At 57.6% G+C, this 12,448-nt stretch carries 12 protein-coding genes and 1 pseudogene; 8 read left to right on the top strand and 5 right to left on the bottom strand.

The annotated features are described in order from the left end of the window. Nucleotide 1: 1 nt before the first annotated feature. Genes N645_RS17430 through N645_RS0108280 form a run of 3 tightly spaced genes read left to right on the top strand, consistent with a single transcriptional unit; the run spans nt 2 to nt 1,539 of the window. A complete protein-coding gene (locus tag N645_RS17430) occupies nt 2–559 on the top strand; it encodes a winged helix-turn-helix domain-containing protein (RefSeq protein WP_024461038.1) in 558 nt (185 codons plus the stop codon). Between the two features lie 17 nt (nt 560–576). Next, on the top strand, nt 577–1,278 hold the full coding sequence (locus tag N645_RS0108275; protein WP_024461039.1) for a nucleotidyl transferase AbiEii/AbiGii toxin family protein: 702 nt from the start codon (nt 577–579) through the stop codon (nt 1,276–1,278). Between the two features lie 60 nt (nt 1,279–1,338). Then, nucleotides 1,339–1,539: a DUF2905 domain-containing protein gene (locus N645_RS0108280; RefSeq protein WP_024461040.1), complete on the top strand. Its 201-nt coding sequence runs from the start codon at nt 1,339–1,341 to the stop codon at nt 1,537–1,539. 889 nt (nt 1,540–2,428) lie between these two features. On the opposite strand, the gene N645_RS18155 is transcribed toward N645_RS0108280, so the two are convergent. Next, nucleotides 2,429–2,584, bottom strand: a complete 156-nt coding sequence (locus N645_RS18155) for a hypothetical protein (protein WP_193744958.1) — start codon at nt 2,582–2,584, stop codon at nt 2,429–2,431. Nucleotides 2,585–2,880: 296 nt separating this feature from the next. Between N645_RS18155 and N645_RS0108295 the strand changes: the two genes are divergently transcribed. Together N645_RS0108295 and N645_RS0108300 are read left to right on the top strand one after the other, a co-directional pair. Continuing rightward, nucleotides 2,881–3,129, top strand: a complete 249-nt coding sequence (locus tag N645_RS0108295) for a CopG family ribbon-helix-helix protein (RefSeq protein ID WP_024461042.1) — start codon at nt 2,881–2,883, stop codon at nt 3,127–3,129. Nucleotides 3,130–3,139: 10 nt separating this feature from the next. Beyond that, nucleotides 3,140–4,555: a hypothetical protein gene (locus tag N645_RS0108300; protein ID WP_024461043.1), complete on the top strand. Its 1,416-nt coding sequence runs from the start codon at nt 3,140–3,142 to the stop codon at nt 4,553–4,555. An 86-nt stretch (nt 4,556–4,641) separates the two neighbouring features. Here the strand turns inward: N645_RS0108300 and N645_RS18475 are convergent. After that, nucleotides 4,642–5,880: pseudogene (locus N645_RS18475) on the bottom strand (methyl-accepting chemotaxis protein); the annotation flags it as partial. 269 nt (nt 5,881–6,149) lie between these two features. On the opposite strand from N645_RS18475, the gene N645_RS0108310 reads away from it, so the two are divergent. The 3 genes from N645_RS0108310 (at nt 6,150) to N645_RS0108320 (ending at nt 8,296) form a co-directional block, all read left to right on the top strand. Continuing rightward, nucleotides 6,150–6,608 carry an SRPBCC family protein gene (locus N645_RS0108310; RefSeq protein ID WP_024461045.1) on the top strand — a complete coding sequence of 153 codons (459 nt, stop codon included), beginning with the start codon at nt 6,150–6,152 and terminating at the stop codon, nt 6,606–6,608. A gap of 138 nt (nt 6,609–6,746) precedes the next feature. Beyond that, nucleotides 6,747–7,172, top strand: a complete 426-nt coding sequence (locus N645_RS0108315; protein ID WP_024461046.1) for a hypothetical protein — start codon at nt 6,747–6,749, stop codon at nt 7,170–7,172. A gap of 149 nt (nt 7,173–7,321) precedes the next feature. After that, nucleotides 7,322–8,296, top strand: coding sequence for a glycoside hydrolase family 5 protein (locus tag N645_RS0108320; protein WP_024461047.1), 975 nt, complete (start codon nt 7,322–7,324; stop codon nt 8,294–8,296). A 60-nt stretch (nt 8,297–8,356) separates the two neighbouring features. Here the strand turns inward: N645_RS0108320 and N645_RS0108325 are convergent, their stop codons facing one another. The 3 genes from N645_RS0108325 to N645_RS0108335 form a co-directional block, all read right to left on the bottom strand. Continuing rightward, nucleotides 8,357–8,908: a hypothetical protein gene (locus N645_RS0108325; RefSeq protein WP_024461048.1), complete on the bottom strand. Its 552-nt coding sequence runs from the start codon at nt 8,906–8,908 to the stop codon at nt 8,357–8,359. A gap of 91 nt (nt 8,909–8,999) precedes the next feature. Then, nucleotides 9,000–10,850: a glucans biosynthesis glucosyltransferase MdoH gene (gene mdoH / locus N645_RS0108330; RefSeq protein WP_152521662.1), complete on the bottom strand. Its 1,851-nt coding sequence runs from the start codon at nt 10,848–10,850 to the stop codon at nt 9,000–9,002. After that, nucleotides 10,847–12,394 (bottom strand): glucan biosynthesis protein, encoded by a 1,548-nt coding sequence (locus N645_RS0108335; protein ID WP_024461050.1) that lies wholly within the window; start codon nt 12,392–12,394, stop codon nt 10,847–10,849. The genes mdoH and N645_RS0108335 overlap by 4 nt, the downstream gene beginning before the upstream one ends. Nucleotides 12,395–12,448: the final 54 nt, after the last annotated feature.

Raw genomic sequence — 12,448 nt, forward strand, 5'->3', positions numbered from 1 at the left:
CGTGGAGATCAAACCCCAAGATATCGTAGTCGCCATTGATCTGGCGACAGCCAAAGCGCTACCTGGCCTTACTTCGCGGGTTGACTCGACGCTCACTTCCCGGGCTATAGCTGAACGGCTCGGGCTATCTCTGGGGGCGGTTTCACAGTCATACCAACGCCTGAAAGCCCTTGGGCTGGTTGTCAGCGATGTGGGTACATCGAGTGGGCGATATCGAGCCAATACCACCGGGCTGAGGGAGTTCATTGCTCACGGCATCAAATACTATAGCCACCCAGAAGTGGTAGGGGTAGGTCCCGGTATGGCGACCGGCTGGTCCGCGCCTCCGATGAAAGGCATGTCGCTCATGGTCCCCCCGGAGACGCCGTATGTATGGGCGGACGCAGGTGCTCCAGAGCGGGGAGAGCAAATTACCCCCATCCACAAAAGCGCGATAAACCTGGCGAAAAGAAACGAGTTAGCCTATGCCCTACTGGCCCTCATTGACATAATGAGACTGGGCAAATATCGGGAGCAAGAAGTGGCCAGAAAGCATTTATCCGACATGCTTATTGATTAAAAAAGGAAACCCTTAACATGGCCGTTAGAAGCATCGAAATGATTATGGTGATCGCCAACGCTCTTGAAGAACTTGTCGAGGAAGTCGTGTTCGTCGGCGGTTGCGCCACCCCTCTGTTGGTTGAAGAAGCGGCACAACCTGAAGCCCGCATGACCGAGGACGTAGACTTTGTCATTGAAGCTGCCGTCACTCAGGATTATTACCGGTTCGCAGAAAAAATTCGTGGGAAAGGATTCAGGGAGGACATGCACGACGCTATTGGTGGAGGCGGCCCCCTTTGCCGTTGGACTTTAGACTCTGAAGGTGGAAAACTCGTTGTGGATGTCATGCCGACTGAAGCCGACGTACTCGGGTTTGCCAACCCGTGGTATCCCGCCGCGTTTGAAGCGTCTAACAGGGTAACTTTGCCCAATCAAACCGATATTCGGGTGGTTGCTCCTCTGTACTTCCTTGCGACAAAATTCAATGCTTGGCAGCAGCGAGGCAACAACGATGTGGCGCACAAAGACATCGAAGATATTGTGTTTGTGTTGGAGTACCGACCCCGGCTGGCAGTGGAGTTCATGGACGAATTAAATGCCGAGCTGAAAGGCTACCTCAAAGAACGTTCTAACCACCTGTTGAACCTGGGGGCATTCGCTAACCTACTACCAGGAATGGTCACCGAGGAGAAAGGGGCGACTCTGGTTATGAACACCCTACGGTTGATGGCGAGATAGCTGGCCAGAAGTTTGTCTTCAGGAGATTTCCAGATCCTCACTCTAAAGGCGGGAGGCGCTATGCAACGCACTCTACTGATCATCGGCATTCTGTTGATTCTGGTCGCTCTGGCCTGGCCTTGGTTGAAACATCTGCCGTTGGGCCGGTTGCCGGGCGATATTGTGATTGAGCGACCCGGCTATACCTTCTTCTTTCCCATTACCACGATGATTCTGGTGAGCCTGGTCCTGTCGCTTATCGCGATGTTCTTCCGCCGTTGACCGGCCGTTAATCCACTGGCCGGGAATTTCAGGACGGTTCGATCCTCTTGCGTGGATCCCCCGTGTCGCCACTATGCCCTCGGGGGAACTTTCACACCACCTGCCAGTCCGTGAAGGACAGACCATCATGCAAGTCGTTATATGGATCAATATCTACCGGTAAAGGATTTTTGCCCTCTGCATCTGGCTTCCCTGACCCAGGCTGGCACTTTAAGCGAAGATAAACCTGCGCGCCAAGGCGCCAGAAAGACTCTGTGGTTGACCTTACTGGCCTCGCTGCTAGTGCACGCCATTCTGCTGACACTATGGACGCCCCAGCCAAAAGATGTGAAACCGATAGCTCCCGAGCCGAACCTGAGCATTACTGTCAGTACCGCCGTGACAGACACTGCAACGACAGAAACCGCGCCGGAGCATGAGCCCCCGGCGGTCGAAGAGCCCATCACATCAGAGCTGCCCCCACCCCCTGAAAACACAACCACGGCATCAACAGAAGAAGTTACCACGGACAAACCCCGGATCGACATTCACGCTCTGGATATCAATCAATACCCCCTACCCGACACCAGCGAGTCATCCCCCGGCAATGTGTTTCACCCGGGCCTCAGGGGACGGATCAGAGACGCCCGGACAAGGCGCGAACGCTTGCGCAACACAGGGCAGTCCGAGCTTCACAGTTGGCAGGATGCCTCCGACAGAACCTGGGTAGACCTCGGAGATGGGAGGTGTATGCGTAGCGCAGGTGACACGTGGGGAACAACAGGCTGGGAATTGCCGACCCGCTGTAAAGGTCAACTGACCCAAGGAGAGAGTATGCTTCGCTCTATGCAAGAAAGTCTGGATCGCCAGTAATCGAGGAGTGTCTGTGTGGCTCGCAGGGGATCCGCACTCAGGAATCGCCCCCGGGGCAGTCCCGGTTATTCCCGTTAAGCTTCACCTCTGGATCCGGGCGCTCGGTTATTCGAGTTGCAGCTTCGTTGCCATGAACGATCTCGTCCATTTCCTGCGCACTGGCCAGCAACTCATCGAATAGCTCACTTTTCATCTGACCACCTCTCTACTATCATCTTCAGGGCTTTCTGCAGCTTCGGCGTCAGGTTGTCCTGCTCGCTTCTGGGTTTCATCTTCAGGTCTGACTGAAGTGGTTTTCAAGGGCATGACGAATCTCCGAGGCCCCCAAGAACCTACAGTCTAGGCCCACTTCTCAAGGAATCACAACCATAGATCATACGGGTCTTTGGGTTCGGCAAGGACCTCAATTTAGCAATAAAGGGCCCGCTTGCCACATCCACTATGACTATAGTGTAATACATTGTATTCACACTACTTGAGGGTACTGTTATGAGTGTCACTACCGTTCGCCTTCAGGCGGAAGTGGAACAGCACCTGGAAGCCATCGCCAACAAGCTCCACCGGAGCAAAGGCTGGGTGATCAATAAGGCGCTATCGGAGTACATCGAAAGGCAGCAGCGTGAGCAAGAGCGCTGGAACCAGACGTTGAAGGCCATGGAGTCAGCAGCCCAGGGTAAGTTGGTGGATGCCAGCGAGGTCCATGGTTGGCTCAATAGCTGGGGGACGGAAAACAACTAGCGGGGATGTCGTGTTCTCATTAAGACGCAAAGGCGATTACCGTCTGCAGTTTACTCGTGCGTTGAAGCGGCCGGGGAAGTACAGAGTCGAACTCTATCTGTTTACGCCCTATGACGAGCGATTTTCTGAGTGGACGCTGTCTGAGCAGCAATTCTTTTTCAAGGCGCTGGAACATCGTTTTCGCCTTCTGGGGCACCCGGACAGCAGCCGAGCGGGAAAGTCCGGCAGCTCGTTCACGCTGCTGTCACCACACTATGAGATTCAATATGGGTCCTGGCTGTTTCAGTATCGAGCGTCCATCGACCACCTGCGCCAACAGATTCTGACCTCGGAGCTGGCGGACGAGCCGGTAAAGCGCGCCCTTCGGTTGATCCAGAACTTCGCCCGGCGGCTACGGAAATCCAGCCCGGAGCAAGATAGCCATCATCGTTACTTTCGGCTGGTGGACGTTTATTTTTCTTGGCACGCGGAACAGTTCCTGCTCGAGTGTATGGCCATGGAGGGGTTCTCGGGACTCGATCATGAGCTGAAGCAGTCCATCGGGGAGTTTCTGGAGCAGGAGTACCGCTACCGGCGCGAGATGAAGTACGAGCCGGATTTCGGTGGTAGCCCCACCCGGCTCTGGAACCGGATGAGCCTGTATTTGAGATTGCTGGAGTTCCCGGTCGTGCTGCGCTCCAAGGTGAGCGAGCTGGGCTCCGGAACACGAAAGTTGGTCAAGGCCATCACGACGATGCTTGTGATGTCGTTGTTCACCTATTTTCTATTCAATACCCGCGCCAACAGTCAGCAGCTGTCTCTGGCGCTGCTGCTTGCCATTGCGCTGACCTATGCGCTCCGGGACTTGCTGCGCGATGACATGATCACGCGCCTCACCGGTTGGTTGCGAAAAGGCAGGCCTCGCTGGAAAATTCGCTTGCTGATGCCCTACACCAATAAGCTGCTCGCCTTGCAGAATGTATGGTTGGACTATCGCAAACGGCCCGACTTGCCGCAGCCGATTCTGGACCACTCCAGTACCTGGGCTGCCAATGAAGAGCGCCAGATCATCTGCTTCCGGTCAATGTTGAACCTGGATAAGGCCGCGCTGGTTGAAAATCAGATTCAGGAACGACTCAGCGTGGATTGCGAAGAGCTCTGCTCATTGATCCAGGCGACCCGGAACAAGGTGTTCACCTGGGCTGACAAGGATGATCCGGCCTCCGGCGTTGAGGCTCACCCCATCGATAAGCAGCATGATTACGATCTTTTGCTGGTGACGACGGAACTCAGCCAAGGCTATTCCGCAGCTCAGCGGTGGCGCCTTCGCCTGGGAACGCACGGCATCGTCAAGTGCGAAACCCGGAAGGTAGATTGGCCGACCCCAGAGGAGCAGGTGAGCAAAAAGGCACTGAGGCGCCTACGCGAGCGTTTTAGAAAGCGCTAAGCCTTCCGCTATTACAAACGGTTGGCAAAACGCTCCACCGCGTCTACCACCTGTTTGGCGCCTTCCTGAATTTCCACAATCACGGCGCCGGCCTGGTTCGCCAGATCCAGGCCCTGTTCGGCCTCCTCTCGCGAGCTGAACATCTGGCGTTTGACCTCATCTGAGAGCGTCTGGTTTTTCTCGACGACGCTCACGATTTCTTCTGTGGCGTTGCTGGTGCGGGCGGCCAACTGCCTTACCTCGTCGGCCACCACGGCGAACCCACGCCCCTGTTCGCCGGCCCTGGCGGCCTCAATAGCGGCGTTCAACGCCAATAGATTGGTCTGCTCTGCAATGCCGCCGATGGTTTGCACGATGGCGTTGATTTGCAGGGACTGTTCACCCAGCGCCTCAATGCTTTTGGTCGCCGCCTGCATTTGTGCGGCTATCTGCTGCATGGTTTCAACGGTCTTCTTGACGACGGTAGTGCCTCTTTGGGCGCTCACATCGGTCTGCTGTGAAACGTCATAGGCAACGCTTGCGCCCTCTCGGACCTGGGCTTCCCGTGCCACCTCGTCAGTGACCACATTGGCAAATTTCACGACCTTTGAGAGGTTGCCCTCGGCGTCATAAACCGGATTGTAGGTGGCTTCAAGCCACACCTCGGCGCCACGGCTGTCGATCCGCTTAAAGCGATCCGCGACGTACTGCCCGCTGTTAAGCTTTTCCCAGAATGCAACGTATTCGGGCGAGCCGGCCTCCTCCGGGGTGCAGAATATCCGGTGGTGCTGGCCAACGATCTGCTCAAGCCGGTAGCCCATGGCCTGCAGAAATTGCTCGTTTGCGGTGATAATGATGCCATCCAGGTTGAACTGAATGACGGCGGTCGAGCGGATCAGCGCATCAATGAAAGCCTCGCTTTCTTTTGCACCTTCTACGGATTGGGTGACGTCGCGGGCATAGCCTTGTACGTAGGCAAGAGAGCCATCCGCCCCTCGTACCGGAAACCATTGAACGTTCAGCCAGACCAAAGGGCCACCATCGCCCCGCAAGTAACGGTAGTCATCACTGACGGGCTCGAACCTGGCAACGGCCTGATTAAAGTTACGGAAACAGGCCAGCTTTGGCACATAGGGCGGCACAATCTCCGACATCGGACGCCCCAGCAGCTGATCTTTCCGGTAGCCGAGCGCATCGGCAAAGCCCTGGTTTACGGCCGAGATGCAGAAGTCCGCATCCAGCGTGATGGACAGCATGCCCCGATCCATCTGCTCGGTCAGTTGCCGCAGCATTGCCAACTCTGCGCGCTGCGCTTCGAATTCCTGTTTCAGGCGGCGATTGAACATCAGGGAGCTCCATTTGACGGTAGTCCCACGCTATCGGCACGCCAGCGCAGCTCTTGAGTCCATAAGCAAAAGCTATAGTGTGGGATGGGATACCCTGGAGAACTTTGGCACATAAAGCCTTTCTGACGATCAACTGTCGATTCTGTCATGGCCCAACCGACCAGTTGAACAGGAGTAGGGAGATTCGGGCCCCAACCCCCGGATTTTCTGCTTTACTTCAGCAACGGGCCTCTTTACCGGACCCACAGTTCAACTTTTGGAGGATTAATATGTCAGCCAACACCGGCACCGTCCGACTGCACCGCGTTCTGCGCGCCCCCGCCGAGCGGGTGTATAAGGCCTTTACCAGTAGAGACGGCCTGGAATACTGGATCGCGCCCTACGGTTTTACCGGCAAAGTCCATGAAATAGACGCCAAGGTGGGTGGCGGCTACCGGATGTCGTTTACCAACTTTGGCACAGGTAGCAGCCACTCGTTTACCGTCGAATATGTGGAGCTGGTGCCCAATGAGCGCATCCGGCATACCGACCGCTTTGATGATGAGAACCTGCCCGGGGAGATGATGGTGACCGTCGACCTGAAAGCGGTCTCTTGCGGCACCGAAATTCACATTGTTCAGGAGGGCATCCCCTCGGTGATTCCGGAGGAGATGTGCTATCTGGGGTGGCAGGAATCGTTGGAACAGCTGGCCAAGCTGGTGGAACCGGAGATTCCCGATAACGGTTAACAAGTCCTACCATAGCATCTGTGAAACCTGCTAAACAGACGGCAGGTTATACCACAACAGTCTTAGTTCCGGCCCCGGGAATCACCTATTCTTTGGGGTACCGGACAGCCCCTTCTGTTCGGTCAAAGGAGGTGACTTATGCGTACCCATGCAGGTGTCTGGATTGATCACCGCAATGCGATTGTGGTGATTCTTACTGACGGTGAACCGTCCACTACAACCATTGCGTCCCAAACCGAAAAACCCTCAAGAACGTCCGGTGGCTCGCACCAGCGTGAGCCCTGGGCACATCAATCGGTGGTTGCCGAAGATCACCGGGACCGGGAGTACCGGCATGCGCTCACCCGCTTTTACGAGGCCGTGGGTAAAGCGATCGCTCGCGCCGACGACCTGTACCTGATCGGGTCGGGGGAAGCCCGTAAAGAGCTGTTGCACTACCTGAAAGAACACGACCGCTTTACCGGCCGGGTCAGAGAGTCCAAACCCGCCCAGGAAATGACCGAAGCGGAGATGGTTGCGGAAACCCGCCGTTTCTATCACTTGCCGATGCAGGAAGCGAGCTGAGAGTCGGCGCTTGGCTTTTTGTGGAAGGTGCGGTAACCTCAACGCGGTTTTTATATAAAACTTTATATTCACTGATGATAAAAGAGCATGATCCCCATCATGCTCTCCCTATTGCCTTCCAATAATAATCGCTCCGAAGGAGATTCCCGATGCTGAACCTCAAGCCCGTACTGGCAGCCTTGCTGCTTTCCCTATTTTCGCTGAGCGCTTTAGCGGATGTCGCCCCTCTCACCACAAAAGGCAATCAGGTGCTGATCGGCGGCTCCACCGGCAGCATCGCGGGGCCCAGCCTGTTCTGGAGTAACGACGGCTGGGGCGGGGACAAGTTCTATACCGCGGGCGCGGTTAAGACGGTGGCAGAAGACTGGAATGCCGAGCTGGTTCGCGCCGCCATGGGCATAGAAACCCCCGGTGGTTATCTGGAGTCACCTGAGAGTAACCTGACCAAGATTCGCACAGTGGTGGACGCGGCCATTACCAATGACCTGTATGTCATCATCGACTGGCACAGTCACCACGCAGAAGATCACCCGGACAGCGCGGTGGCTTTCTTCACGAAAATGGCCGAGGAATACGGCGAGCATCCGAACGTCATTTATGAAATCTACAACGAGCCGCTGGATGTCTCCTGGACCGATACCCTCAAGCCCTATGCGGTACAGGTCATTGAAGCCATCCGCGCCGTCGATCCGGACAACCTGATTGTGATGGGCACGCCCAACTGGTCACAGGATGTGGACGTCGCGGCCGAAAGCCCCATTACCGGTTTTCAGAACATCGCCTATGCCCTGCACTTCTACGCGGGTACCCACACCGAATCTCTGAGGGACAAAGCCCGCGACGCCCTTGATAAAGGGTTGCCCCTGTTCGCGACAGAGTGGGGCACCGTAAATGCCAACGGCGATGGTGATGTTGCGAAAGCGCAAACCGAAATCTGGATGGACTTCTTCAAGGAACACAATATCAGTCACGCCAACTGGGCACTGAACGACAAAGAGGAAGGTGCATCCGCGCTGGTCGTCGGCGCCAGCCCCGAGGGCGACTGGTCCGAGAAGGACTACACCGCCTCTGGCCGGTATGCTCGGGACATTATTCGCCAATGGGAGGCACGCGAACCTCAATAAACAACAACGTTACGGGCTTTTTCCGGTCACTTCGTAAGTCAGCCAGAGGCTACAGCTCGGTCACAGCAATGGCACCAACCACTCAACAATGTCCTTGCTCAGGTCCTTCAGGCATCTTTGGGTGGCCGAACAGACAGTGTAGGCGGTCCCCATGTCCAGCACGTTGCTGCTGGGCGTGAAATCCCTGAGTGAGGCAAAGCCGCAGCTGTGGCTGGCCGTAACCACGCTGTTGGGCGCGGTGGCGTGAATCAACGCCGCGGTGACCTTGACTGCGGGCAGCTTGGAGTTGGATTTCATGCCAAAAGTGAATTCCTCGCTGCCCAGCGCCAGGCCCTCGATGTCGATCGCCAACACGGGGATATCGCCAACCTTAATTTTGTCGGCGGTGCTGACGGCCTGCATGACCAGGCCCTGCTGCTCGGCCCGTTCAAGAATGCTGCTTACCAGACTTTGCTCGATCTCACAGGGCAGTTCGTCCTGGGCGTAGTTATAGCCTTCAATGTTAAACCCCAGGTTTTCGTTCAGGTAAATCTGGGCCGGACGCTCATCGGCCGATACGGCCGCCGACAGGGCACCCAACCACACCAGTGCCAAGAGACTCAAATGTTTCATGGTCAATCTCCTCATATTGAGTTGATCAGTTCCGGCCATTGTGCCGCTGGCCATCTCCGTACTATAGAGCTTCCGGGCAAATTTGCACTGGTTACCTCTCGAAAATCCGCGCGAGAAGCGTCTCACGACGGCGCATTATGTCGGGTTGGGCCGACTCTTCCGGAATGATCAGGTACTGGTGCCGTTTCAACCATTGCCCCACAGCCGGGCTATCCACCAGCGCGGTGATCGGTACCGCCAGGCTCAAGCCGAGGCCTATGGGCAGCATCCACAGCATGAGGCTGGGAGACAGCCAGAACAACAGCGGCATCAAAGCCGCTCCTATCAGACTGAGGGCGCCATATCGGGCGAGGCGACGCTGCCAATGCGGGCCCGTGTGTTGACGACGCTGCGTCGACCAGCCCGAGTCTTTACCCCGGGCAATCTCCCACAGGTGGCGACTGTGGATGATCATGAGGATGGGCGTCAGCAGAACCGTGACGACCAGCTCTAACAGCGCGCTCACACAGAAGCGAACCCGTCCTGTGCCCGCCGGCTGACGCCGATTCGCCACTGCGAGCAGGGCGCCGAGCCACTTGGGCAATAACAGCAATACGGCAGAGAACAACACCACGGCCATCATTCGTTGGGCATCGACTCCCGACCACACTTCCGCAACGCTGCCCTCCGGGCCGGCCAACTGCGCGGTCACAGCCACCCCGAGCAGCAACATGGCCAGCCACAACAGGGACGCCAGGTAGTTCATCACGCCCATGAGAAAGTGCACCCGACTGGGCCACCGCAAACCTTTGGCCGTCAGCACCGCCAGATGTTGTACATTGCCCTGCGCCCACCGGCGGTCGCGAACGGCGGCGTCCCACAGGGTGGGCGGGCACTCTTCCCAGGTGCCGTTCAAGTCCGGCAGCATGCGCACCGTCCAGCCGGCCCGGCGAATCAGTGCGGCTTCGACAAAATCGTGGGAGCGAATTTCACCCCCAAAGGGTGCCGGCCCCGCCAGCGTTGGCAAGCCTGCCGCCTGAGCGAACGCGGTGACGCGAATGATGGCGTTGTGGCCCCAATAGTTTCCATCGTCGCCCTGCCAGGCACACAGACCTTGAGCGAACACGCCACCATAGGCAAAGCCCGCAAACTGTTGCAGTCGGGCGTAGAGCGTTTCACCGCCACACAGACGCGGTAACGTCTGCACAATACCGACGGTGGGGTCCGCCTCCATTTCCCGCACCAGTGTGCCCAGAACCTGACCGCTCATGAGGCTGTCGGCATCGAGCACCACCATGTAGTCATAATGGCGCCCCCAACGCTGCACAAAATCACGAATGTTCCCGGCCTTGCGCTCGGTGTTTTTAGCGCGACGGCGATACCAGACCGGAAGCGTATCGGAGAGGTAGGCGCGCAGTCGTGCAATGGCCGCCCTCTCACTGGCGCACTGTGCCGGTGTGCTGGAGTCAGAGAGCACCACGATGTCAAAGTGTCTGTGCAATCCCTCGCGCTTGAGATCCTCACCCATGGCGGCGAGCGTGGCAAAGAGCCGATCGGTATCTTCGTTATAGATGGGCATGACCAGTGCGGTTTTTCCGCGTAGCGCCGCACCGGGGTCGGCCCGTCGGCGGGCGGGGCGAGACAACACCGCGAACAGCCCGGTAACCGCCGTAGTAGCGGATAGGGCAATCCACTGGAAAGTGAAGGCAAACAACACCACCCAAAGCCAGAGCTGCGCATTCACGATAGGCGTCAACGATTCGTTGAGTGGCAACGTCAGCATCATTTGATGGCTGGCCGCCAGCGTCATCATCAGACTGCCGCCGAAGGTCAGCCAGCGAGCCGGGTGAGGTATTGACCGGGGTCCCTCATTAACGCCACGGTCAATGGGCGCCTGCAAAAGCACTTGTCTGGGCATGGCCAAAGGTGCCAGCGGCGGCATGTTTGGCAGCGCGGCACTCACGGTGTCCACCGATACAACCAGGTTTCACCCCAGGGGTCGCCATCGACTTCGAGCGTCACCCGTAATTCAGCCAGCGGTGCACCATCGGGATCAAACATGAGGGATACCCGGTAATCTCCGTTGGCCTCCAACACTTGGCCGCGCACGTCGGTGATCACACCGGTACTGGTTGTGGCACGGATGCGCACCGCCTCGGGATCGGCGGGAAACGACTGCGCCCCGTCGCGATAGTCAATGACGAATACCCGCTCGTCACTATCCAGCGCTTGACCGGCAGCCGTGTTGACCACCCGCCCCTGCTTGGGCGCCTCGGGTGAACCGGCACCCCAGTGCATGCGATAGCGGAACCGGTACGACTCCCCGGCCTTGAGGCCACCGCTCGGTTGCCAGTAGGCCACAACATTATCGTGATACTCGACTTCGGTCGGAATCTCCAGCAGCTCGACGCGCCCCGGTCCCCAATTCCCAAGGGGTTCGATCCAGAGCGACGGGCGCTTATCGTAACGGGCTTCGGCATCATTGAACTGCTCAAACCGCTGGCGTCGCTGAAGCAACCCAAAGCCCGCCGGGGACGTATCGGTAGCGCCGAACGAGGACACCTGAACCTGCGACGGGTTAATCAGCGGACGCCACACCGCCTCCCCGTTGGCCTGCAGAATTCGCAAACCATCCGAGTCGTGCACAGCGTCCCGAAAATCATCAAAGCCCGCGCGATTGCTACTATTGAAGAGAAACATGGACGTCAGCGGCGCAACGCCAATGCGCGGGATTGTTCGCCGGGGGTACAACCTGGCATCCACCTCCATCCGGGTTGTCTCGCCCGGCATCACGGTGAAACGATAAGCACCGGTGACCGAAGGGCTATCCAACAGGGCGTGCAGGATAAGGGCACCCGCCGTCGGGTCCGGCTGCTCAATCCAGAAGTCGGTAAAGTTCGGGAATTCTTCATCACCCTCGCCCACCGTGTTGACGGCCAGCCCTCGGGCCGACAGACCGTACCACTGATTCTTGCCGACCGCCCGGAAATAGCTGGCGCCCAGAAATACCAGGAACTCATCGTGATACTCGTCAGTGTTAAGGGGGTGGTGCACACGAAAGCCCGCATAGCCGTTCGCGTCCACCAGTTCGGAATTCACGGGGCTGTCCCGGTAATCGAATACCTGGGGTGTAAACGAGAGGCGTCGGGCTTGCCCGTTGCGAACCAGGTGAACGTCAACCGGTGTGGTGTGCAGGAACCCCGGATGAAACAGTTGCAGCTGAAACGGCAACGCGTCCTCTCGCCAGATGGCCCGCTCGGGATCAAAAGCGATTTGCCGATACTCGTCGTAGCTGAGCGCGCGCAGCGGATGGTCGTCGGCCAGCTCCCGGGATTGGTGGGGGCGAGCGGCTAGGGAACGGGCCTTTGACTGCAGCCACTGCTCACTGAACGCTTGTGATTCTTCCGCTGCCAAGAGTTGTTCAGCGGACAACTGAATCGGCATAAGGGCCAGTGACAGCAACGCAGCCAGCTGTCGCAAACCGCGTTCGCATCGTCTGTGAAGCATGGTCATCGTCCTACCCGTCAGCCCCGGACCTACTGTGGTGAGTGCATGGGCTTA

It is taken from the genome of Marinimicrobium sp. LS-A18 (genome assembly GCF_000463525.1).
Taxonomy (GTDB): domain Bacteria; phylum Pseudomonadota; class Gammaproteobacteria; order Pseudomonadales; family Cellvibrionaceae; genus Marinimicrobium; species Marinimicrobium koreense.